At 33.4% G+C, this 24776-nt stretch carries 24 protein-coding genes, 1 pseudogene and 1 riboswitch; of the genes and pseudogenes, 14 read left to right on the plus strand and 11 right to left on the minus strand.

The genetic code is table 11. The features are described 5' to 3' along the window. Positions 1–21: 21 nt before the first annotated feature. The 6 genes from AST02_RS09195 to AST02_RS09220 all read left to right on the plus strand — a co-directional run bounded on the left by AST02_RS09195 (position 22) and on the right by AST02_RS09220 (position 6400). On the plus strand, positions 22–1194 hold the full coding sequence (locus AST02_RS09195; protein WP_081332992.1) for a SulP family inorganic anion transporter: 1173 nt from the start codon (positions 22–24) through the stop codon (positions 1192–1194). After that, the gene (locus AST02_RS09200) at positions 1194–2318 is read left to right on the plus strand and encodes an amidohydrolase (protein ID WP_069817602.1); all 1125 of its coding nucleotides are present in this window, start codon (positions 1194–1196) and stop codon (positions 2316–2318) included. Before AST02_RS09195 ends, AST02_RS09200 begins: the two co-directional genes overlap by 1 nt. An 85-nt stretch (positions 2319–2403) precedes the next feature. Further along, positions 2404–3285: an SDR family oxidoreductase gene (locus AST02_RS09205; protein ID WP_069817603.1), complete on the plus strand. Its 882-nt coding sequence runs from the start codon at positions 2404–2406 to the stop codon at positions 3283–3285. Between the two features lie 70 nt (positions 3286–3355). Next, positions 3356–3967, plus strand: a complete 612-nt coding sequence (locus AST02_RS09210; RefSeq protein WP_069817604.1) for a flavin reductase family protein — start codon at positions 3356–3358, stop codon at positions 3965–3967. A gap of 128 nt (positions 3968–4095) precedes the next feature. Continuing rightward, a riboswitch (SAM riboswitch) is annotated at positions 4096–4197 on the plus strand. Beyond that, positions 4181–5614 (plus strand): Na+/H+ antiporter NhaC family protein, encoded by a 1434-nt coding sequence (locus tag AST02_RS09215; RefSeq protein ID WP_226957432.1) that lies wholly within the window; start codon positions 4181–4183, stop codon positions 5612–5614. It overlaps the preceding riboswitch by 17 nt. A gap of 279 nt (positions 5615–5893) precedes the next feature. Beyond that, the gene (locus AST02_RS09220; RefSeq protein ID WP_046465894.1) at positions 5894–6400 is read left to right on the plus strand and encodes an SRPBCC family protein; all 507 of its coding nucleotides are present in this window, start codon (positions 5894–5896) and stop codon (positions 6398–6400) included. Between the two features lie 330 nt (positions 6401–6730). Here AST02_RS09220 and AST02_RS09225 read toward each other — a convergent pair whose 3' ends face one another. Then, a complete protein-coding gene (locus AST02_RS09225) occupies positions 6731–7495 on the minus strand; it encodes a MurR/RpiR family transcriptional regulator (protein ID WP_046465893.1) in 765 nt (254 codons plus the stop codon). 222 nt (positions 7496–7717) lie between these two features. On the opposite strand from AST02_RS09225, the gene AST02_RS09230 reads away from it, so the two are divergent. Beyond that, positions 7718–9316: an alpha-glucoside-specific PTS transporter subunit IIBC gene (locus AST02_RS09230; RefSeq protein WP_046465892.1), complete on the plus strand. Its 1599-nt coding sequence runs from the start codon at positions 7718–7720 to the stop codon at positions 9314–9316. Positions 9317–9386: 70 nt separating this feature from the next. Here AST02_RS09230 and AST02_RS09235 read toward each other — a convergent pair whose 3' ends face one another. Next, positions 9387–9917: a hypothetical protein gene (locus AST02_RS09235; protein WP_046465891.1), complete on the minus strand. Its 531-nt coding sequence runs from the start codon at positions 9915–9917 to the stop codon at positions 9387–9389. 265 nt (positions 9918–10182) lie between these two features. Between AST02_RS09235 and AST02_RS09240 the strand changes: the two genes are divergently transcribed. The 3 genes from AST02_RS09240 (at position 10183) to AST02_RS14550 (ending at position 12103) form a co-directional block, all read left to right on the plus strand. Continuing rightward, positions 10183–11097: a bile acid:sodium symporter family protein gene (locus AST02_RS09240; protein ID WP_069817605.1), complete on the plus strand. Its 915-nt coding sequence runs from the start codon at positions 10183–10185 to the stop codon at positions 11095–11097. A gap of 165 nt (positions 11098–11262) precedes the next feature. Beyond that, positions 11263–11907: an HAD family hydrolase gene (locus AST02_RS09245; protein WP_069817606.1), complete on the plus strand. Its 645-nt coding sequence runs from the start codon at positions 11263–11265 to the stop codon at positions 11905–11907. A gap of 4 nt (positions 11908–11911) precedes the next feature. Then, on the plus strand, positions 11912–12103 hold the full coding sequence (locus AST02_RS14550; protein ID WP_046465888.1) for a hypothetical protein: 192 nt from the start codon (positions 11912–11914) through the stop codon (positions 12101–12103). 130 nt (positions 12104–12233) lie between these two features. On the opposite strand, the gene AST02_RS09255 is transcribed toward AST02_RS14550, so the two are convergent. From AST02_RS09255 to AST02_RS09265, 3 genes and pseudogenes are all read right to left on the minus strand, one after another. Further along, on the minus strand, positions 12234–12416 hold the full coding sequence (locus tag AST02_RS09255) for a hypothetical protein (protein WP_002506889.1): 183 nt from the start codon (positions 12414–12416) through the stop codon (positions 12234–12236). Then, entirely contained in the window at positions 12413–12772 is a 360-nt protein-coding gene (locus tag AST02_RS09260) for a hypothetical protein (RefSeq protein ID WP_046465887.1), read from the minus strand. Before AST02_RS09260 ends, AST02_RS09255 begins: the two co-directional genes overlap by 4 nt. A gap of 72 nt (positions 12773–12844) precedes the next feature. After that, a pseudogene (locus tag AST02_RS09265) lies at positions 12845–13384 on the minus strand (formate/nitrite transporter family protein); the annotation flags it as partial. A gap of 158 nt (positions 13385–13542) precedes the next feature. On the opposite strand from AST02_RS09265, the gene AST02_RS09270 reads away from it, so the two are divergent. Together AST02_RS09270 and AST02_RS09275 are read left to right on the plus strand one after the other, a co-directional pair. Beyond that, complete coding sequence (locus AST02_RS09270; RefSeq protein ID WP_046465885.1) at positions 13543–14931, plus strand: amino acid permease; 1389 nt, start codon at positions 13543–13545, stop codon at positions 14929–14931. Between the two features lie 232 nt (positions 14932–15163). Further along, on the plus strand, positions 15164–16594 hold the full coding sequence (locus AST02_RS09275; protein WP_046465884.1) for an alkaline phosphatase: 1431 nt from the start codon (positions 15164–15166) through the stop codon (positions 16592–16594). A 160-nt stretch (positions 16595–16754) separates the two neighbouring features. On the opposite strand, the gene AST02_RS09280 is transcribed toward AST02_RS09275, so the two are convergent. The 6 genes from AST02_RS09280 to AST02_RS09305 form a co-directional block, all read right to left on the minus strand. Beyond that, positions 16755–17630 (minus strand): MurR/RpiR family transcriptional regulator, encoded by an 876-nt coding sequence (locus AST02_RS09280; RefSeq protein ID WP_069817607.1) that lies wholly within the window; start codon positions 17628–17630, stop codon positions 16755–16757. A 2-nt stretch (positions 17631–17632) separates the two neighbouring features. Continuing rightward, positions 17633–19072 carry a PTS transporter subunit EIIC gene (locus AST02_RS09285; protein WP_046465882.1) on the minus strand — a complete coding sequence of 480 codons (1440 nt, stop codon included), beginning with the start codon at positions 19070–19072 and terminating at the stop codon, positions 17633–17635. Between the two features lie 76 nt (positions 19073–19148). Further along, a complete protein-coding gene (murQ, locus tag AST02_RS09290) occupies positions 19149–20036 on the minus strand; it encodes an N-acetylmuramic acid 6-phosphate etherase (protein ID WP_069817608.1) in 888 nt (295 codons plus the stop codon). A 2-nt stretch (positions 20037–20038) separates the two neighbouring features. Next, positions 20039–21091, minus strand: coding sequence for a MupG family TIM beta-alpha barrel fold protein (locus AST02_RS09295; RefSeq protein WP_069817609.1), 1053 nt, complete (start codon positions 21089–21091; stop codon positions 20039–20041). Positions 21092–21189: 98 nt separating this feature from the next. Further along, positions 21190–21519 (minus strand): hypothetical protein, encoded by a 330-nt coding sequence (locus AST02_RS09300; protein WP_069817610.1) that lies wholly within the window; start codon positions 21517–21519, stop codon positions 21190–21192. Between the two features lie 62 nt (positions 21520–21581). Further along, a complete protein-coding gene (locus AST02_RS09305) occupies positions 21582–22274 on the minus strand; it encodes a helix-turn-helix transcriptional regulator (RefSeq protein WP_046465878.1) in 693 nt (230 codons plus the stop codon). 452 nt (positions 22275–22726) lie between these two features. Here AST02_RS09305 and AST02_RS09310 point away from each other — a divergent pair, with 452 nt between their 5' ends. Continuing rightward, positions 22727–23521 carry an inositol monophosphatase family protein gene (locus tag AST02_RS09310; RefSeq protein ID WP_069817611.1) on the plus strand — a complete coding sequence of 265 codons (795 nt, stop codon included), beginning with the start codon at positions 22727–22729 and terminating at the stop codon, positions 23519–23521. Positions 23522–23649: 128 nt separating this feature from the next. Continuing rightward, positions 23650–24603 carry an LCP family glycopolymer transferase gene (locus AST02_RS09315; RefSeq protein WP_046465876.1) on the plus strand — a complete coding sequence of 318 codons (954 nt, stop codon included), beginning with the start codon at positions 23650–23652 and terminating at the stop codon, positions 24601–24603. Positions 24604–24776: the final 173 nt, after the last annotated feature.

A 24776-nucleotide genomic window follows, 5' to 3' on the forward strand; every position in this document is an offset into this window, starting at 1 on the left:
ACATGGGAGGTGACATCGAATGTGGGGCAAATTACTTATGTTAAACAATGGAGCGGGGATTTAAGTCAAAATATGCTCACAGGTATATTACTTGCCCTTGCATTACTTCCAGGCGCAATTGCATTCTCTTTCATCGCTGGTGTAAGTCCAACGATAGGCATGTTAAGTACTGGTTTGATGATGCTCGTGTTGAGCTTTACTGGGAATAGAACGTTGATGGTCTCAGCGCCAAGTAGTGGTGTGTCGCTAGTAGTCGCACCATTAATGGCAAGTCATGGTCTAAACGCGCTTATATTAGCTACATTGTTTATGGGTGTCATACAAATTATATTGGGATATTGTCACATAAATAAATTGTTAGACTTCATACCTACGGGTGTAGTCATTGGTTTTATGAATGCATTAGGTTTATTATTGTTTACCTCCCAATTAAAGCATATATTTAACATTTCAGCCTCGACATATGTGTTTGCAATTGCTTCATTCTTTATTATTTGGCTTGCAGGGCAATATATCAAACTTATACCAGCACCTTTAATAGCTATTATTATATTGACGCTACTTGCAGGAGTGATGAAACCAAACATTCAATATGTTTCTGATATGGCTTCAATACATATAAAAATGCCAATACCTTCCATACCAAATGAAATAAGTGATTTGAATATAGTGGTGATTGCATTGCTTTATGGTATAGCAATGGCTATTGTAGCCGTGATACAAACGACTTTAACTGCGCAAATGGTTGATGTTGTAACTTCGACAACCAGTGATAAGAATAAGGAATCTATTGGTCAAGGCATCGCGAACTTTATCGTTGGCTTGTTTGGAGGGTTTGGCGGTAGTGCACTTGTTGGACAATCACGCTTTAATGTAGCAATGGGTGCGAATTCAAGGTTGTCGACTTTCATCACAGGCAGCTTTTTATTGATATGTTTATTTATTTTTGGAGAGATTATCGGACGCATACCTATGGCCGTGTTAGCCACTGTGTTAATTACGATTTCACTTGGTACGTTTGATAGACGAACGTTGCCATTCATTCGCAAAGCACCTTTGTTAAATAGCATTTTAATTATTTCTACCGTAGTGATTATTTTAATTACGAATAATCTTGCCTTAGGCGTCGTTGTTGTAACAATAAGTTATTACATGATTTACCGTTTTATTAATAAGAAAGGACGTGACATATAATGCCACAATATGAAGATTACGTGAATTGGAGAAGAACATTACATCAATACCCTGAACTTTCAGATGCTGAATATGAGACGACAAAAAGATTGAAACGAATATTAGAAGCATATGATATTAAAATAATTGATTTACCACTAGAGACTGGTTTAGTTGCTGAAGTAGGACAAGGTGAAACATTCGTAGCTGTAAGAACAGACATTGATGCTTTGCCTATCCATGAGCAAGTGGTACATGAATTCACTTCAACGAATGAAGGTGTGATGCATGCATGTGGACATGATATACACATGGCCAGTATTTTAGCGGTAGCAACAAGACTTAAAGACATTGAAAGCCAATTAAAAGGGCGTGTCCGTATTATTTTTCAACCTGCAGAAGAACTGGGTTATGGGGCGCTACATATCACTGAATCAGGAGCGATTGATGGCGCAAAAGCTGTATTAGGCTATCACAATTATCCGTCGTTAGATGTGGGTGAATTTGCAGTGAAGTCGGGTGTAATTACATCATCTGTAGACCGTTTTGAATTTAAAATAAAAGGCACAGGTGCGCATGCTGCTAAACCAGAACAGGGTAACGACCCTGTCATCGTTCTAGGACAATTAATTAATAGTATTCAATCGATTGTAAGTAGAAATTTATCTGCTTTTGATAGTGCAGTCGTAACTATAGGTGAAGTATCTAGTGGCAATACATGGAATGTTATTGCTGATCAAGCGTACGTACAAGGTACTGTGAGAAGCTTTGATGAAGATAAACGTGTTTATATTGAAGAACGACTTAGAGCAATTGGAAGTGGACTTGCAGAAGCATTTGATGTCGAAATAGAAACACTATATCATCGTTTACCAGGTGCCGTTAAAAACGATGAAAAATTAACGAATGACGCTATCGAAGTTGCCAAACAAGTTGGATATAATGTAGAAGTTATGGATAAACCTTTAACAATTGGCGAAGACTTTTCTGGTTTTGCAAATAAATATCCAAGCGTCTTTGCATTCATTGGGTCGAATAGTGAATATGATTTACATCACCCTAAGTATGACCCAGATGAACGTATTCTAGAAAAAGTACCTGAGTATTTTGTTACATTTGTTCAAAAATTATTGAACGAAGTATAAGTTGTTAAACAATTTGTATATGTATTAACTCCTATGAAATTTGGGTAATGTATAGATATAATAATTATTTAAGGAGTGTTGTATTATGGCAGCCCAAGATCCAAGAACAAAATTTTCAAATGAAGATTTTCCAAAGCAAGAACAAACGGTTCCTGGTTTACAAAAAGAATTAGAACCTAAACCAGATTGTGGGGAAACTTCATATATTGGTTATGGTAGATTAACAGATTATAAAATGTTAGTGACGGGTGGAGATTCTGCCATTGGAAGAGCTGCTGCTATAGCGTATGCGAAAGAAGGCGCAGATGTAGCGATAAATTATCTTCCTGAAGAACAAGCAGACGCCGAAGAAGTACAAGAAGTGATTGAATCAGTAGGTAGAAAAGCTGTTTTAATACCAGGAGATCTCCGAAATGAACAATTTAACTATGATTTAGTTGAGCAAGCTTATAATGAATTAGGTGGTTTAGACAATGTAACCCTTGTAGCAGGACATCAACAATACAGAGATGATTTAAAAAGTTTCGATACAGCTAAATTTACTGAAACATTTGAAACAAACGTTTATCCTATATTTTGGACAGTTCAAAAAGCACTAGATTATTTACAACCGGGTGCTACAATTACGACAACATCATCCGTGCAAGGATATAATCCAAGTCCTATCCTACATGATTATGCAGCATCAAAAGCAGCAATCATTTCATTAACTAAAAGTTTATCAGAAGAATTAGGTGCCAAAGGTATTCGTGTAAATTGTGTAGCACCTGGGCCATTTTGGTCACCCCTACAAATATCTGGCGGACAACCACAATCGAAGATACCTACATTTGGTCAAAAAGAAGCGTTAGGTAGAGCAGGACAACCTGTTGAACTTTCAGGAGTATATGTACATTTAGCTGCTGAAGAGTCGAGTTATACGACTGGGCAAGTTTATGGTGTAACAGGCGGAACTCAGTTAGACTAATGATATCAAAAGTTAGTAATCTCTTATAGATTATCTAGCTTTTATTTTTTGAAGGGTATGGTAATAAAATATGAAACAATTTAAAGCAGATAGACTCTCTAAAAAACAAAATTATAAATTATTGAGTGGGAGTATAATTCCAAGACCGATAGCATTTGTTACTTCTCAAGATAAATCAGGTCATTTAAATGCAGCGCCATTCAGTTTCTTTAATATAGTGAATAGCGCACCACCAATGATTATGATTTCTACGGTCCGTTCAGAAGGTGAACGAAAAGATACCTCAGTAAATATCGAAGAAACCGAAGAATTTGTCGTTCATATTACTGATGAAACAATTGTTGAAGAAGTTAATAAAACGGCAGCACCAATAGAGCATAAGCGTAATGAGCTAGAAAGAACAAATTTAACATGTATTGATTCAGAACTTGTTTCTGTCCCAGGGATACAACAAGCAAAAGTCCGCATGGAATGTAAATTAAACAGAATTATTCCATTAGGCGATCCACAAGAAGGCTCTGATTTAATTATTGGTGAAGTCGTTATGTTTCATATCGATGATGATGTATACTTTGAAGACAGTAAAATTGATGCTCAGGCATTAGCAGCTGTTTCGCGCTTAGCCGGTAATGACTATGCATCATTAGGAGAAACATTTACGATTGTGCGACCTACTGAATAAGGGGGTCGCACTTTTTGTATATAGCGTATGATTGCAAAGTAATGTTGACAAACGTGCTTTAACGTATTAAGCTAAATCAGTATTTGACGAATTACAGTTCAAAATGTACTGTAATAGAACAATTTAATAACTTATCTAGAGAAGTGGAGGGACTGGCCCGTTGATACTTCGGCAACATGATGATGCGTGTGCCAATTCCAGTAGCATAAATGTATGCTAGAAGATAAGAATGAAAACACAACGTTTACTCTTTTCTTCAATAGAAAAGAGTTTTTTTATTTTCAAAAAAGGAAACACAAAGAAATAGCGATGAGTAAATTTCACGCTTTTACCCTTATAGAAAGTTGGTTTTGTATGGAGAAGACAAAGAAAGGTAACGCTTGGGCATTGATTCCATTGCTCGTATTTGTAGGCTTATTTTTAGGTGTAGGTATTGGTACAGGAGATTTTTCAACAATGCCGTTAAATGTAGCTATTCTAGTAGCATCTATTGTAGCTTTGATTTTAAATAGAAAAGAAACGTTTCATAAAAAAGTGGAAGTTTTCACAAAAGGCGCGGGTCATTCAAACATTATTTTAATGATGCTCATCTTTATACTGGCTGGAGCCTTCTCTCAAACTACTGAAGACATGGGTGGCGTGCAATCTACAGTTAATTTAGGATTGTCACTTATTCCAGAAAATTTAATTATCGTAGGCTTATTTATTATTTGTATGTTTGTTTCGCTTTCAATGGGCACCTCTGTAGGTACAGTAGCAGCAATAGCGCCTGTTGGATTTGGATTGAGTCAAGCAACTGATGTCTCAGCAGCTATTACGATGGCTACGGTTGTAGGTGGTGCAATGTTTGGTGATAATTTATCAATGATTTCAGATACAACAATTGCAGCCGTACGTACTCAAAAGACAAAAATGAGTGATAAATTTAAAGTGAATATTAAAATTGTGTTGCCAGGTGCTATATTTACGATTATAGCTTTGTGGTTTTTAACAAATGGAGCACAAATTGATGCAACTAAAAGTTATGACTATAACATTATCAAAGTCTTACCTTATTTAATGGTACTGATATTAGCATTAATTGGTATTAATGTGATTATTGTACTTATAGGTGGTATCGCACTATCAGCAATAATTGGACTTATAGATGGATCATTTGGTTGGACAGGATTATTAGGATCTATTTCAAAAGGTATTATTGGTATGGAAGATATAGCGATGATTGCCTTACTTATCGGAGGTCTTGTAGCACTTATTCAACATAACGGCGGTATTACATGGTTACTCCACTTTGTTCGTAATAGAGTGAAATCAAAACGTGGCGCAGAATTAGGTATAGCTGGGTTAGTCAGTGCAGCGGATATTTCAACAGCGAATAATACGATATCGATATTGATGGCTGGTCCACTAGCAAAAGAAATTTCGGAAGAATACGATGTAGACCCAAGAAAATCTGCAAGTATTTTGGATATGTTTGCGAGTTGTTTCCAAGGACTCTTACCTTATAGTCCACAGTTAATTGCAGCAGCAGGTGTGGCATCTATATCTCCATTTGAGTTATTACCTTACTCTATTTATCCTATGATTTTAGGAGTTTGTGGTTTGATTGCAATCTTCTTTAACTTACCAAGATTAAATAAAAAATAAGGGGTTAAAAGGGAAGGAGAATCAGTGCATTGTTTGTATCTGATGAACCTCCCTTTTTATTATGCTGGAATATACTGTGATTTTATAAAAAGTCTTAAATACATGTTTTTACGGAAGTGACGTTTAAAATTTTGACGTTTACTGACTATTGACGATAAAATATAGAAGTTGATCGTTTTAAAGTAAAGACTAGAACATTTTATGATTCATATGATTATTGTTTAGAAGTCTTGTAGAATAGGTTAGAATAGAATTAAGAGTGAAAGTAGGTGAACAATCGTGGGTAAATATAATGTTGAAAATGAATACGTTGAGATTCGACTTGAACGACTATTTAAAGTTGAACCAGAATTATTATATCAAGCATGGACAGATCAACGTTTTCTTAAACAATGGTTTATGACAACAGATAGAACAAATAAATCAATTCATATTAACGCTGAACAAAATGGAAGTTATGAAATAGTTGACGTTCGTAAAGGGAAAGAAAATGTAGTAAAAGGTTCTTTTATTACGTTAACACCGTATGAATATATCGTCATGACAATTGGTATGCCAGAGTTAAGTGATTCTGAAGATACAATTGAAATTGAAATATTCGAAAGAGAAGCGGGCATCACACAAATGATTTTTAATTATAAAGCTTTTGTGCCAAAAGAACGTAGATATACAACACTGGAATATAAGCAGAAGAAAAAAGAATATCATGATTCTACTGCGCATGGTTTTGAAATATTATTTGATAAATTACAAGTGGTATTGGAAGAATTTGAATCAGACCTTTAACATGTAATGAGATGTTGTGAATATAAACTGTTAGCAAAGTTGTCGCTTTGTTGGCAGTTTTTTTGTGCGTTTTCGGCCAAGTATAACTTCTACTGTACAATATATACTTCATACTCGCTTACCTAGGGCATGGTCTCAGCTTGTATATAGTCTTCGGCTCGTGCTGTTCCTCTCAGGCGTCTCGTATGTAATCAGGTTGAAAATACCGTAGAACAAATTAAAATAACACCACGCCATAAGTAGATGTTAATGGTGTGGCGTACTGATATTTGAACTTAGAGAAGTTTAGTTGTATTGCAATAGTAAGCTCAGCATAAAGTTTGTGAATTATTAAGAAATAATTTCACCTTTTTCTATGCGCTCGTTAAACTTACGCAATAATGTTTCGAAAAATATGTGATAACTTATAAAGCTTGAATAATCTATACCGTCAGCAAGATAAAAAGTATTGCTAGAGACATAAATATTATAATCAGCTTTTTGAGCAAGTGTATTATCATTTAAAGTAGTTATGGAGAAAAAATATTTTTGACGTAACTGTAATAAGTTGGTGATATCTGTTAATTGATGAGATTCACCAGAAAGAGAAATAATGAAGAAAATATCTGTAGGTGTTGTTCTATTAAGGACCATTTTAAATTCGTGTACATCATGTAATACAATAATATTTTTATGAATTGTTAACAAAATGCGTTGCGCTTCTTGGGCGACATTCATTTGCGCGACGCCTGTCCCATACAAATAGACGGTCTCTGCTTCATTGATTTTATCAGTGACAAGATTATAATCAATGCGTTCTAAATATGTAAAAGTATTTTCGACGTCTTGTTTAAAACCTTCGATAGAGTCGGAAGGGAGATTATGAGATTTTTCAGTTTCAAACTTTAAATAAGATTTAAAGTCACTATAACCATCAAAACCTAATTTACGTGTAAAACGATGAATAGTTGCATTTGAAGCATGTGTATATTCTGCTAAGTCTTGAATTTTCATTGTTTTACATTTTGTCGTATGTGTATTGATAAAATGAGCAATATGTAAGTCATTCTCATTTAATTTATTAAAGTTATTATTAACGCGTTCATCTAAAAACAATATGATAACCTCGCACTTCATGAAAATATTTTCAACTTTTGGAAATATAATCTGATTATACAAAACTATTCGTAATATAGTCAAACCATTGCTTATATGTAAGCGTTTCCTTTAGTATTGAGATAAGATTTGAAACAGACGTATCTAAAAAATGATAAGTTTACATATAAGTATTTGAATGTAAGTTATCTAAATTTAATAGAATTTGGGGGGTATATTTCTATGAACGCAATTAAACGATTTGGGAGTGCGATGATAGTTCCAGTACTGATGTTTGCTTTCTTCGGTATTGTTTTAGGGTTTGCTACATTATTTAAAAATCCGGCAATAATGGGAAGTATTGCAGAAGATGGGACGACTTGGTTTAGAATATGGTCCGTAATAGAATCTGGTGGTTGGGTAATATTCGATCATATGGAAATTGTATTTGCTGTCGGATTGCCACTTTCTTTAGCTAAAAAAGCACCTGGACATGCTGCACTAGCAGCGTTAATGGGCTATCTCATGTTTAATACATTTATTAACGCTATTCTTACACAATGGCCACATACTTTTGGGGCTAATTTTGAAAAAGGAGTCGAGAATGTTACTGGACTCAAAGCAATTGCTGGGATTGAAACGTTAGATACCAATATTTTAGGTGGTATCATAATTTCTAGTATTGTGACATGGATACATAATAGGTTCTACAGTAAGAAACTGCCTGAAATGCTAGGTGTGTTCCAAGGATTAACATTTGTAGTAACGATTTCGTTTATTGTTATGTTGCCGATTGCATTGATAACATGTATTGTTTGGCCGACGATTCAAGGTGGTATTTCTTCATTACAAGGATTTATCATAGGATCAGGTTACATTGGGGTATGGCTATATCACTTCTTAGAAAGAGTACTTATTCCAACAGGTTTACATCACTTTATATATGCACCAATTGAAGTAGGTCCAGTAGTGGTAAACCACGGATTAAAAGCAGAGTGGTTTGCGCATGTAAATGAATTTGCGACGAGTACGAAGTCATTGAAAGAACAATTCCCTTATGGATTTATGTTACAAGGTAATGGTAAAGTATTTGGTTCGATAGGTATTGCATTAGCAATGTATTCAACTACACCTAAAGAGAATAAGAAAAAAATTGCAGCGTTACTTATTCCAGCTACATTAACTGCTGTAGTTGTAGGTATTACAGAGCCATTAGAATTTACATTCTTGTTTATTGCACCTTATTTATTTGTATTGCACGCACTATTAGCTGCAACAATGGATACACTGATGTATGGATTTGGCCTTGTAGGTAACTTTGGTGGCGGTCTATTAGACTTCTTTGCTACCAATTGGATACCTTTAGCACAAAATCATTGGTTAACATATGTAATTCAAATCATTATTGGTCTTGTATTTACAGCTATTTATTATTTCTTATTCAGATTCTTAATTTTAAAATTCAATATTCCACTTCCTGGTCGTAAGAAAGACGAAGAAGACGTGAAGTTGTATAGTAAAAATGATTATAAGAGTAAAAAAGGCAGTGATGACAAAGGAAACGCAACATCTACTGGTAATGAATACGAAGATAAAGCAAATTATTATTTAGAAGGCCTTGGTGGTAAAGAAAATATCAAGGACGTAACAAATTGTACGACACGCTTAAGATTAACAGTGAATGATATAGATAAAGTAGAAGATAGTGGTTATTTCACACATAATCAAATGGCACATGGATTAGTTAAAAGTGGTAAAAATGTCCAAGTCGTTGTTGGTATGTCAGTACCACAAGTAAGAGAAGCCTTTGAAAACATCGTTAACGAGGGAGAGCAAGATTAAATAGATAATAAAAAATAAGCACAGCCCGTATGGAATCGTTCCATGGGCTGTGCTTTATTATATAAACGAATTACGAAATTCTAGCTTTATTCATTAATCGTGGTTGATATATTGCACCAAGTACATCAATGTTATGAGTAGCAATCATTTGGATGAGTTTTGCGAAAACTTTAGGAGAACAAGAAACATTTATTTTATCTCTATTGAAGGTATATGTAATATGCTCCGTTTGATTGATTAAGTTCAAAATATCAATGACTTTGTCTTTAACAAAAGCGTCGTAAAGTCCATCGATAGTTAGTTCAAAACGTTTAGAAGATAACAATAAATGATCAAGATCTAATAGTTTTTCAGAATGATTACTTTCTATAATTTGATAAATTAAATAATTATGGAAGCTCAGAAAACTAATAATATATGGTAACTGGTATTTTGGTAAGTTGACCTTTAATGCATACAAGTTATTTTCTTTGAAAATTGAAAACTTGAATGAGTTGCAAAAATTAATTTGCTTACATAATTTAGTTAAATTTTTACGTGTGGCACGTTTGTTAAGTCCACCTATATTTAACACAAAAGTTTCTGTTCTATCTAAAAACATATTATACCTCCATATCTATATAAAGTGTCATATGGATATTAATCATAATATTCTTTACACTTAAAATTATACAAGTTTTTATTTCTATTAAATTGTACCACTCTTTTAAAATGTTGGCACTAGGTCTTTAGAACGAAGTTGAAAATTATTTTTGAAGTTAAATTTTTGGCTTTTAAAAAGTTGGAATATTTTGAAAATTCAGTTGTATAGCTGTTTAAAGTATGATACATTTTTCATTATTAATACATAGAGGAAGTGTTTAGAGATGTTATCAAAAGTGAGTAAGTTTGCAACAAACACATTCTTGATATGGATGTTAATCGCTGCAATAATTGGCTTTATTTTTCCAACTCAGTTAGCTACGTTAAGTGGTTGGGTGCCATATTTACTTGGTATCGTAATGTTAGGGATGGGATTGACCATTGACCCTAAAGATTTTAAGATTGTATTTCAATCGCCTAAGTGCGTAATAATTGGTGTGATTTTGCAATACACAATCATGCCTTTAGCGGCTTTTTTAATTGCTAAATTATTTCAATTACCACCAGAAATTGCAATTGGTGTGATATTAGTTGGGTGTTGTCCAGGGGGAACATCAAGTAACGTTATGAGTTATTTAGCAAATGCGAATGTTGCGTTGTCTGTAGCTATTACAAGCGTCTCTACGTTACTTGCTCCGTTCTTAACGCCAGCATTAATTTATTTATTCGCACATGAATGGTTACAAGTTTCATTTATGAGTATGTTTTGGTCAGTAGTGCAAGTGATACTTATTCCTATTGCGATTGGTTTTATATTACAAAAAGTATTTAAAAAATTCGCTGATAAGACTGCAACTGCATTGCCAATCGTTTCTGTAATTGCTATTTCACTGATACTCGCTTCTGTAGTAGGTGGGAGTAAATCACAAATACTAGAAACAGGATTGCTCATTTTTGCAGTAGTCATACTACATAACATTGTTGGTTATGTATTAGGATATACATTAGCAAATATATTTAAACTGGAACGCGCTGATAAAAAAGCTGTTTCGATTGAAGTTGGTATGCAGAATTCAGGGTTAGCAGTAACATTAGCTACTGTACACTTTAGTCCTTTATCGGCAGTGCCTGGGGCAGTATTTAGTTTGGTACACAATATTACCGGACCAATTTTAGCAAAATATTGGAATAAACGGTAATAACACTAGAAGCATAAACAATGAGGCTGGGACATATCACATGTCTCAGCCTCAATTGCTATATTACCATTTTAAAATCTAAACTACATATTTCGATTTTAAAATATGATAAGCTAGCATTAATATAATTTAACGAAACAACAAGTGGACAGAGGAGGATATATTATGTATAGAGCAGTCATATTTGATTTTGATGGCACGATTATTGATACAGAAAGGCATCTATTTGAAATCATTAATAAGCACTTGAAAAAACATAATTTAACTGAAATAACATTGGATTTTTATCGTCAATCTATTGGCGGAGCTGCGACGGATTTACATCATTATTTAGAAAGTCAATTAGGCAAAGAACATAAGCATGAAATTTATGTCGAACATAGTAGCACAAGCGTTGATTTGCCAATCATTGATGCAATGAAACAGTTAATGGACTATTGCAAAAAATGTCATATACCCATGGCGATTGCGACGAGTAGCTATAGAGCTGACATCAAACCAGCTTTTGAAAGTCTAGGATTAAGCAATTATATCGATATCGTTGTAGGTCGAGAAGATGTTGAAGCAGTTAAACCAAGCCCTGAGCCATACCTCACTGCTGTTCAAAAACTGAATTACAATCCTGGAAATTGTTTAGCAATCGAAGACTCAGTTAATGGTGCAACTGCCGCAGTTTTAGCCGGTTTAGATGTTATCGTCAATACAAATACAATGACAGAAAAACAAGATTTTAGCGAAGTGGCATTTACTGGAAAAGATTTAACCGGTGAAGAAATCATTAAGACGTACTTTGAGAAAAATAGAGGCTAATTAAATGAGTGGATATTTAATTTTATTTTTCTTGGGTGGGCCCATTGTATTGGCGATAAGTAATTTGGTATTAGGTCCGATTTTTAATAAAAAAATACCTTTTAAAATACAATTTAGATCATTTATGGTAGGAACAGTGGTTTATTTGTTAGGCGCTAGTTTAATATATTATTTTGTGCTTCAAGATAAATTATAAATTTGTACCTGATTTTAAATATAAAAAGGGAGCTTCCATATGGAGGCTCCCTTTAGCACGCAAACAAAGCACTGTTGCGAACTCAACTGCATTATATATGTTAGCTTATATTTAATATAAACATTGTTAATTATAAAAGTTGGAAAATCAATGTTGCTACAACGAGGACAAGTAGTATTGAATCTATACCTACCATGATTGCAAAACGCGTATTTTTTTCCCCAGTTTCTTTAGAGGCTTTTACTGCTTTTAAATTAGGAATCAAACTTACAATCAGTAAAATAATTACAATAACGCCTATAATCATACTCATGATTTGTCACCACCATTTTTATTTTTTTCTATATATTCCCAAACATAACCAGCGATGATACCAACAATTAAACCGACAATAATACCAACTTTTATGGTAGATATTAAAGCACATATGATAATAGCTAATAACAATGCGATTGGAATCGTGATACCAAATTTATATTTTCGTTCTGGTGAATCAACAATAGAAAATAAGACATAATATAATATAGCAAATACTACAATTACAAGTAGACTTTTTAAAATTAATTGTCCAATTGAACTATCTGAACCAGTAACATAATTTAATAAGAAAAATAACACACCAAAGATAAGAGAAACTGTAATTGTTTTTTTAAGTAAAATTTTATTCATGTTGAACTCCTTTGTAATAAAATCTAATGAAAATTATACCATAGAAAGTTTGAAATATAGAACGTCACAAAATTAATGCAACCTTTGGCCGTCATATTGATGATGATCATTTAAATAGGCGTAAAACAATCCGATGATCAAACCCCCGCCAATATAGTTTCCAATTGCAGCACCAAGTAAATTGATTAATGTAGGAATAACTGCCAATAAATCACTTTGATAAACGAGTCCACCAGCAAATAATACAGAATTATAAACGACATGTTCATAACCCATAAAGGCGAATATGGATACGCCAAACATCATGACAAACATTTTAGCTAGAATGTCATCAATTTGCATGGCGATGACTAATGAAATATTGATAAAAAAATTAGCGAATATCCCTTTGATTAAAATTGCCAAAAATCCTGCGGCAAATAGTTTATGCTCTATTGTAATTTCAAGCTGTATGAACATCTCCGGAGACATAATATCTGAATGTCGTGTGAGTGTGAAAAATATTAATCCTCCTGCCACGTTTCCTATAAAGCATAAGGTGAAAATTTTTAAGATACGCATAGGGCTAATAACACGATAATACAATCCAACAGTGAAATACACAAAATTACTTTGCTTTTTTTGACGAAATAAAATACAATTAATAACGGAAATGTAAGCCCTTACATAAATCAAAAAATAATTGTTCCAATTTTTAGATTTTATAGTATAATGGCGACATGATAAGTGTTTCATCTTTATTTATAATCGAAAGAGATGGGGTTTGAATTATGAATGAGAACAATGAGTTACAGAGGGGACTAGGTGCGCGTCAGATGAGAATGATTGCACTTGGTGGAACAATTGGAGTCGGACTGTTTTTAGGAGCTACAAGCACTATAAAATGGACAGGTCCTTCAGTTATATTTGCATATTTAATTGCAGGTATATTTATATTTTTAGTAATGAGAGCAATGGGAGAGATGGTTTATTTACACCCAACTTCTGGTTCCTTTGCTAACTTTGCAAGTGATTACATACATCCAGTAGCTGGTTATTTAACAGCCTGGAGCAATATTTTCCAATGGGTAGTTGTTGGTATGAGTGAGGTAATAGCTGTTGGAGAATATATGAATTATTGGTTTCCTGATTTACCGCAATGGATACCAGGCGTTATTGTAGTAGTATTATTGGCTTGTGCAAATCTTGTGTCAGTTAAAGCTTTTGGTGAATTTGAATTCTGGTTTGCAATGATCAAAATCGTAACGATTATCTTAATGATAATTGCTGGTTTTGGAATTATCTTCTTCGGGTTAGGTAATGGAGGAGAGGCAATTGGACTTTCTAATTTATGGTCTCACGGTGGTTTTATGCCTAATGGTTGGTTAGGATTCTTCTTTGCACTATCTATTGTAATTGGTTCATATCAAGGTGTAGAGTTAATTGGAATCACTGCCGGAGAAACAAAAGACCCACAAAAAAATATAAAAAGTGCAGTTAATGGTGTCATTTGGCGTATATTAATTTTCTATATTGGAGCTATTTTTGTAATTGTTACAGTTTATCCTTGGGATCAATTAGGTAACATTGGTAGTCCATTTGTTGCTACATTTGCAAAAGTTGGTATTACATTTGCTGCTGGACTAATAAACTTTGTTGTACTTACTGCAGCAATGTCTGGCTGTAACTCAGGTATATTTAGTGCAAGTCGTATGACATTGAATTTATCTCAAAAAGGTATGCTACCTAAATTCTTTGGTAAAGTTATGAAAAATGGTGTGCCAGTCTGGACTGTAATTGCAATTGCATTAGGTATTTTAATCGGTGCATTATTGAACGTTATTTTACCACTATTTATTAAAGGTGCAGATAGTATATTTGTATATGTTTATAGTGCATCTATATTACCAGGCATGGTGCCTTGGTTTATGATTTTAATTAGTCACTTAAGGTTTAGAAAAAATCATCCTGAAGAAATAAAAGGGCATCCATTTAAAATGCCAGGTGGGGCTTTTACTAACTATATTACAATGGCATTCTTTATTGTCGTATTGATAGGCATGCTATTTAATAAAGAAACAGTAGTCTCAGTAGTAATAGGTATAGTATTCTTATTATTCATGACGATGTTCTTTTTCTTAAAAGGCTATCATAAGTTAGGTAAAGATAAACAAATTTAACATAGGTTGATAATTCAAATGAAATATAGGTTAGCTATTTTATGACTGAAACTACTAAGTTATAAAATAGCTAACCTTTTTATTATAAAAAATAGCTCTAAAACTGTGGATATAAGTGCTTGTACAACTACTATTTTACAGAAAATTTACATTATTAAAATGTTGACGCAAAATTAATGGATTACACTTAACATGTAAGCACAATAATACATATCAAAGGAGTTATTAATTTATGAAACTATTTAATAAGTTAGCAACTGTAACTGTAGCTAGTGCAATTGTTGTTGGCTCGGCATTAGGCAATGTACAACCAACATATGCTTCTGGTAATGGAAAAGCATCAAATGATACACCTGATGTATCGTATATGGGAAATACTGAAAACCCTAAAAATGTAATATTCTTAGTAGGCGATGGTATGGGACCATCTTATAATTCAGCGTATCGTTATTTCGCAGATAATCCTGAAACAAAAGAAATGGAAAAAACTGCGTTCGATAAACATCTTGTCGGTAATCAACGTACAAATCCAGCTGATCCAAAAGAGAATGTAACGGATTCAGCAGCATCTGCTACTGCATTTAGCTCTGGTCATAAGACATATAATGGCGCAATAGGTGTAGATGAAAATAAAGAAAATGTTAAAACAGTATTAGAACAAGCGAAAGAAAATGGTAAATCTACCGGTTTAGTTTCAACTGCTGAGATTACAGATGCAACACCTGCAGCTTATGCATCACACGTAGATTCACGCGATAAAAAAGATGAAATCGCACAACAATTTTATAATGATAAAATTAATGGCGAACATAAAGTAGATGTCTTACTCGGTGGTGGTGCAAAATATTTCGGTGAAGAAAATGGTAATTTAACAGATAAATTTAAAAAAGATGGCTATGATGTTGTAGATAATAAAACCGATTTACAAAAATCAACAAGTAAACAAATATTAGGTTTGTTCGCTGATGGAAATATGCCATTACAAATAGACGCACCTGATAAAAATCCTAAACTATTAGATATGACAGAAACTGCAGTTAATAAATTACAGCAAAATGATAAAGGTTTCTTTTTAATGGTGGAAGGCGCTTCGATTGATAAAGCAGGGCATCCAAATGATGTTACTGGTGTAATGTCAGAAATGGAAGGTTTTGAAAAATCATTTGATTATGCCATGAACTATGCTAAAGAACATAAAGATACACTTGTAGTAGCAACTGCAGATCACTCGACAGGTGGTTTATCAATTGCCAAAGGTGAAGATTACCTTTGGAATCCTCAAGTAATTCACGATATGAAACATTCAGGCACATACATGACTGAACAAATTGCCAAAGGTGAAGATGCTGAACAAGTAATTAATGAAGGTTATGGTTTTGATGTAGAAGCAGCTCAAATTGATAAAATTAAAGATGAAGCTGAGAAACTGAAAAAATTAAATGAAGATGATGAGGCATATGAAGGGCAATTACAAGAATTACAAAATGCAATTCAAAAACCAATCAATGATAAATCGAATACGGGGTGGACTACAACTGGACATACAGGTGAAGACGTGAACACATATGCGTTTGGTCCTGGTAGTGATAAATTCCAAGGAAATATAGATAATACAGATAATGCTAAAAACATTTTTGAACTCTTAAAAAGTGATGCTAAATAAACAGAATATCAATATTTAGGGTAACTTGTAATAAGGGACTAAAAATCGCTATACGTTTTACTAGTCCCTTATTCAAATTCATAAAAAAGCACCTATCAAAACAGCGTATTATGCTGACGATAGGTGCTTTTCTTTAATATAGTTCAACTTAACATATCGATTAATGTTTAAATTGAATTTTAGATAAATGCTTACGGTAATTATCTAAAGCCATTTTAGACTGCGTAATAGAGTCTAGTGCACTTTGATAATTCAATGCAATATAACGATAGTAAAGTATATCTACTGTAAAAAGTTGAGCAAATAATGATGTTGTCGCGGCCATACGCAGTTCGTTTTCATCCGTTTGACCATATATTAAAGTATGGTCTGAAACTTTTGCGACTGGATTATCATTAGAACTAGAAATTGTAATAATTGGAATATTATAGTCCATTGCGACTTTAGCCATAGATTGCATTTCACTGTGATTACCTTGATTTGTTACAAAGATAATACAGTCATTTTCATCGTGTGTTGCTAATGTTGACATAAATAAATGCGTTTCCTGTAACAAACGGACATTGAGTCCAATGCGTGATAATTTTTGAAATAAATCAGTAACGATGACGAGTGAAGCACCATAACCAAATAGGAATATTGTGTTTGAACGCTTCATTGTTTCACAAATACTATCAATACTATATTCATCTATGTACGTTGATACATAGTTCATCGTCTCTGTTGCACGAGATAGCATTTTTGTTTTTAGCGTATCGACTGACTCATTATCCGCCAATTCAAGGTGATTATTATGGATTGCATCATCAGGTAAATAACGAGAAATGGCAATTTTTAATTCTTGGAAACCTTTATCTGTAATTTTTTTACTAAATCTAACGATGGATGCAGTGCTAGTATGAATCTCGTTAGATAAATCTTGAACTGACATATTGATGATTTTATGTGGTGAATTCAAAATAAAATCTGCAATCTTTTTCTCACTTTTAGTTAACTGAGCATAATTGCTGTCAATTTTGTAAAGTACGTTGGTCATAGTTAATCACCTAAGCTATCAGATTCTCTCATAGTCTTCGTCGTACCTAAGAAATAGGTGAAGACGAAACCACCTGCATACGCAGCGAGTAGTCCAGCAATATATCCTAAATACATATGATCTGAAATCAAAGGTAACAATGAGATCCCACTAGGTCCGATTGCAGTTGCCCCAATGTGACCAATACCTCCAACAACAGCGCCACCAATACCTCCACCAATACATGCAGTGAAGAATGGTTTGCCTAATGGTAAAGTGACACCATAAATTAAAGGTTCTCCTATTCCTAAAAATCCTACAGGTAGTGCACCTTTGAGTGTATTTCTTAAAGTCGTATTTTTTCTACATCTTACCCATAAAGCTAAAGCAGCACCAACTTGACCAGCACCTGCCATTGCAGCAATAGGAAGTAAATAAGTTGCACCCGTTTGATTGATCATTTCAATATGAATAGGCGTAAATATATGATGTAATCCTAACATAACTAGTGGTAGGAAAAAAGCACCGATGATAAAGCCGCTAAAAACGCCACCGATACTGATTGTAGCATTGATGACAGATACTAAACCGTCAGAAACAAAACCAGCTAATGGCATAAAGATAAATATAGTTAATAAACCGATGATAAATAACGTAATAGTTGGTGTGACAATAATATCTACTGCATTAGGGACAATTTTATGTAATCGTTTTTCAACGATACTAAGAAGCCAAACTGCAAAAATAACGCCAATAATACCACCTTGACCAGGTTGTAGTGGTTCGCCTGTAAATATGTTAATAATCGCATTTTCATCAGTTAATCCTGTGAGTAATGTAGTACCACCAATAACACCACCTAATCCTGGTGTTGCGCCGAATTCTTTGGCTGCATTAATACCTGTAAAGATAGCTAGATAAGCTAACATACCATCTTTAATTACATTGAACACTGTGACAAGTTGTGTAACCCAGTCACCTGAAATTTGACCAGCAGCTAAAAGGTTACTTAATACTGCTGCAATACCACCAATTAATCCGGCACCAATAAAGGCTGGAATTAACGGAATAAAGATATTGGCAATTGTTTTTAATAATTTATTAAAGGCGCCGCGCTTTTGTTTGCTTTGAATTGCTGTTTTATTTTCTTGTGCTTTTGCTTCAGCATCAGCTTTATAATTCGTTGAATTATGAGGAATTGTTTCCCCTAGACGTACACCGCTTAATTGAGATATATGATCCGCTACTTTATTAACAGTACCTGGACCAACTACTACTTGCACGCGTTCGTCTTTTACGACGCCCATAACGCCTTGAGTTGCTTTTAATTTATCATAATCTACTTTGTTTTCATCAATCACTTTAATTCTGACACGTGTCATACAATTAATAACATTATCCATATTATCAAGACCACCAACAGCGTCTATAATATGTTCTGCGAGTTTTTGTTCTTTTGTCATCCTATATACCTCCTTATTGCATCATAGTTATATGGTTCATGTGGCAACGTGACATTGCTATTTAAATCAGTGTAAATTAATTTTTTATTGCTTGTTTAATAATATTGTCATTTTGACGTAATTTTGTTTCTGCTTCAGCTTTTGAAACATCACATAGAAACATAACGACTGCTTGTTTAAGGTTTTGGTCTGCGTCATTATAAAGCTTTTGAGCTTGTTCATATGGAATATCACAAATGTCTTGAATAATGCGCACTGAACGATCAACTAATTTATGGTTTGTGGCTTTTACGTCTACCATGAGGTTGCCATAAACTTTTCCCACACCAACCATAGTTATTGTGGAAATCATATTAAGAATGAGTTTCTGTGCTGTTCCTGATTTTAATCTCGTAGATCCAGTTAATACTTCGGGACCGACATTAACTTCTACAGGGAATTCAGCTAGTTTGCTAATTTCTGTATCGACATTGCAAGAAATGGCAACTGTATGTGCACCTACCTCTGTAGCGTATTTTAAACCGCCTTTGACGTAGGGCGTAGTTCCACTGGCCGCAATGCCAATAACTACATCGTTGTCTGTTAAGTCAATGTGTTTTAAATCATCATGTGCTAGTGATTCACTATCTTCAGCACCTTCGACTGCGACTGTCATAGCAGGTTGTCCACCGGCTATTAATCCGATGAATTCATCAGGTGTTGTATTAAATGTAGGCACACATTCTGCTGCATCGAGTACGCCGAGTCTTCCACTCGTGCCTGCACCCATATAGATAATACGGCCACCTTTTTTAAATTGCTTCGTTGTAACTTCAATGACTTTAGCTAAGTCAGGCAATATTTGTTTTATCTGTTGAGGTACTTTTTGATCTTCTTCATTCATAGTCTCTAAAGCTTGTTGAATAGTCATTTCGTCTAAGTGCATTGTAGCTTCATTTCTTGATTCAGTTATTAAATTACTCATCTTTACAGCTCCTTATTCTTGTACGTAAATTCAAATGTGTCATTAGGCCGCATACATTGAATTAATGGTAAATCGTTCTTTTTCACTTCACCTACAACATTGATATGATCATGTGGTGGTAAATCATTTTTAATAATCTGTAATTCACCTTGATAACGTCCGTTCAGTTTATTATCCACGGTTATAGCACCGAAATTACGACCATTTGTTGAAAAGGGTTGAATCTCTGTATCACAATAAAGACGAGCTTCTTGTGATCTAATAACGTGAGCTGGATTATCAGCACGTACCGTATGAGGTTTAAATAATATTGATGATACTTGGTCATCTAAAAGCTCAATATTTAAGTTGAAATGTCTGTGGTGTAAAAAAGTAATGAGTTGTTGTGCAGTATGTGAATCAATGAGTGGATCTCCAATCATTACATGTTCGACTAAGTTATCTTTAAGTAACTGTGCACTTTGAATAGGATGCTGATATCTTGTGGATTCAATTGTTGGCAAACCTTTATATAGAGGGCCACGCAATGTTGAACCAGTGATGAAGCCAAATATATCTGCTTGTGCGTTATATTTTAAAATCAAATTATTTTGTGACGCTACGAATTGCGGCTCCAAACCGGTATCAGGTCTCGGATAATAATTATGGCAATAACAGAGATAAGTAAAATCTTTAAGCTCATGGTAAAGCTGTTGCAATAATTGCTCTGAGATGATGCTAGCATTGATACAACATTTGAATCCGTTACTGATAATATCGTTGACGACATTTAAAGAAGTACTATGATCGATACGGATCATAAATTCGGCTGTCTCATATTGATGTAAAAATTGGTAGAAATTGTGATCCAGCAACAAAGGATTGATATCAATCATATATGTAAGCTGATCATTAGATAAATAATCTAAAAGTTCTCCCAAATAGCGATATTTAGTACTTTCGTTTTCTTCAGGAATTTGTACAGATGTAAAAATGGTGCTGTAACCTGAAGCAATCATCCGTTTGATATATGGTTTGTCGATGGGCTGTCCAAGATATATAGAAAATCCATGCATTACTATCACTCCTTATATTGCTGTAATCGTTTTCATTGTACAACACATGAAAAACTATTACAATTTTAATTTATAAAAATCTTTTAAGTGTAATATTGTTACAAAAGAGGAGTTAATAATTGGTGGATACGAAATAAACGTTGCTGAATATCACTTATATATTTCGTTGTATTACCTATAGTTAGTTCATCTATAGGTTGCTCAATTTGATCAGAAAGAAATTTAAAGTAATTGTAGTGAATAAGAGAAGTGTGATGCTTTGAGACGCTTTTTAAAGCTGCGTATTCTTTATCGATATAATCATGAATATTTTGTTTAAAGTCGTTTTTCTTTTTATGATTGGTGACGATTGCGAATTTATATATTTCTAGTAAGTTTAATAATTTACTGATGTGTTGTTCTAAATGATGAAATTCTAAGTTATACATAAAGACTTCCTTTCATATGCTTATCGAAAAAATATAATTAATAAAAAATCCAACTGAGACAATTAGGACTCAGTTGGATTTAAAAATTGCTGATAATTATTTATTGTAATGTCTTGAGTCTTGATTGTCTTTTCAAATGAATATGAGATATCGTGTATATCAATAATAGGAATCTCATTTGTTTTACCCAAACCAATTTCAAAGACGACTGCTTTCCATAAACCTTTTTCACATAATAATCCGATAAAAATAACATTTTCAGTGCCTATATTTGTACCGTTATTGTATTCCATTGCCATAACATTTCTTTCAGTACAATAAATGAGGACTTCAGAAAATATAGGTGGTAAATTTGTATGTTGTCGGTGATCAAATTTAATATAACGATCTAGCTTTTTCAAAGCGCGTCGCATTTTTGTATAAGGTAAATTCAAACACTTTTTAATAATTGCATTAACTTCTTCTTTATAAGGTAACGTAGTGTAAGACTGACTTTCATTAAGCACTAAGAACAAAGCGGATAGTTGATTCTCAGTCAGCTCAATCTCATAACTATTTGGTGTTTCTTGAAGTTGGTAGCCACCTAGTTTACCGTGCTTTGCTAAAATTTTCACACCTTGATCTTCTAAATCTTGAATATCTCTTAAAATCGTTCGTTTTGATACTTCTAAATTTTTTGCTAACTCTGAAGCGGTAATTTGTCTATTCTCTTGAATAGCTAGAACAAGTTTATTTTGTCTCTCGCGTTTATTCATTAGAAAGTCACCTCCCAAATGATTACATATTACATTTATTATATCATAAAAGTGACAATGACGACATTTAGAAAAACTTTTTTTAAAAAAATAAAGAAAACGCTTACATTCGTTAAAAACTTATGTTAATATGTAGTTAGTAACAAGGGGGTAGCGAGTAGATGACAAAGGGGTAGGCTATTACATATAGTTTTGTTAACATCTAATTCGTTCACGTTACTAATCAAACATCTTCAATATTTATTACTTACTTTCCTTTCTATTTAACCGACTAGCTACGCTGGTCGGTTTTATTTTTATGTCATAACGTCAATATGTGTGCCAAAATGTTTTGATGGTTATGATATATCATATATTTCATTAATATTTCTATGATAAAATATAATAAATTAAAGATAGTTGATCCTTAATAAGGAACATAATAATTTATAAATATAAAGAGGTGCCTATACATGGAAAAAGAACAATTAATTTATATCGATGATGCTGTGAGAGCTTGGCTTGAAACATTGGATGAGATCATCCCGAAGTTAATTGAAGATATGGTTACAAGTACGAAACAAAATAGATTTGATTTAGTGACAAATGTTGATAAATCAATACAAAACAACTTTGAACAATTTTTAAACCAAAACTTCCCGGAACATCAGTTGTTTGCTGAAGAAAAGTCAAATGAGGAAGTGCGTCCTAAAGAAGGGCATGTATGGGTTATGGATCCTATTGATGGAACGACGAATTTAGTTAAACAACAAGAAGATTACTGCATTATTCTAGGTTATTTTGTTGATGGTGAACCAGTGCTGTCATATATTTATGACTACCCACATGGTCAACTGTACAAAGCAGCTAAAGGATACGGTGCATATGTGAATGGTAAACCACTAGAAAAACCTGAAAGTATTGATTTACAAGACGCGATTATTTCATTTAATACATTAGTTATGAATGATGAAACGATTCATGGTTTAAATGATGCTTCATTTAGTCATCGTTTTATCGGATCTTGTGGTTTAGATTCAATCCGTGTAATCAAAGGACAATTTGGTGCACATGTTAATACAAATCCCAAACCTTGGGATATCGCAGCACAATTCTTGTTTGCAAGTGAACTTGGACTTAAAATGACAACTTTAGATAATACGCCACTAGACTTTTCTAAAGCAGGTCCATTTATTATTAGTAACAATGCTTGTCATGAAAAAGTATTAGGTATACTAAATTCAGGAGATGGATACAAAATACAATAAGCAATCACTGTATTAAATATTTATTATATAAATAATAGGTCTAAAGCACTATGCCAAACCCAACTTATTAATATATAATGTATTACTAAATGAGAGAAAATTGAATACAGAAACGGAGAATGATAAGAGTGAATCGTTCTAAAAAAAATAAAAAAATGGGATTACCAACAAAATTAATATTGTGGTTCTTTGGTATATTAGTTTTATTAGCTTTATTAGCAGTTATTTATCTAGGATTTAAAATATTTTCTGTTGGTGGATCAATTCATAATCCTTTAGACAGAGATAAATCTTCATTAAGAGATAAAGACGTAAACTTAGATGATGGTGATCCATTTACGATTGCGCTGTTTGGTGTAGATTCTGACGCTAAAAGGGATGCAGATGGTGGTGGACAACGTAGTGATACAGTAATGGTATTATCAATTAATCCGCAGAAAAAAACGACAGAAATTGTCAGCATTCCAAGAGATACACAAGCAGAAATTGTCGGTAAAGGTACTACTGAAAAAATCAATCATGCATATGCGTATGGCGGACCTGACATGGCAGTGAAATCAGTAGAGAATTTATTGAATGTACCTATTGACCACTACGCAACGATAGATATGGATGGTATGCAAGATATGATAGATACTGTCGGTGGTATCAATGTAACGAGTAACGCATCATTCTCATATGATGGGTATCAGTTTAGTGAGGGCGTTCAATCCCATATGGATGGAAAAGAAGCGATGGCATTTATTAGAAGTCGTAAAGAAGATGGCGCTGGCGGAGATTTTGGTCGTCAAGAACGTCAACAACTTGTTATTCAAGGCTTAGCTAATAAACTTACAAGTATCAGTTCAGTTACACATTTTAATTCATTAATGAATCATGTTGAAGATAATGTGAAAACGGACCTTACAGTTGGAGAATTAAACAAAATAAGAAGTAATTATAATGACGCGAACGAACAAGTCAATAGACATCAATTAGATGGACAAGGTGGCATACAAGATGATGGCTTGTATTATTTTATACCAAGTGAGAGTTCACTTAGTGAAATAGAAGCAAACATTAAAGATAATTTAGGAATGTAATTTGAATGAACTATAGATTTTGGCGAATGCTAAAATCTATAGTTTTTTTATTATGCCAATATATATGAAATAATATAAAGCTTATTAATCAAGAAGAATTAGAAAAAATTTCTATAAATATTAAGTTTTGGACTATAAAGTACATCTAATATAATAAAATGTGAAATAAGGTG

This window comes from Staphylococcus equorum (genome assembly GCF_001747895.1).
Taxonomy (GTDB): Bacteria; Bacillota; Bacilli; order Staphylococcales; family Staphylococcaceae; genus Staphylococcus; species Staphylococcus equorum_A.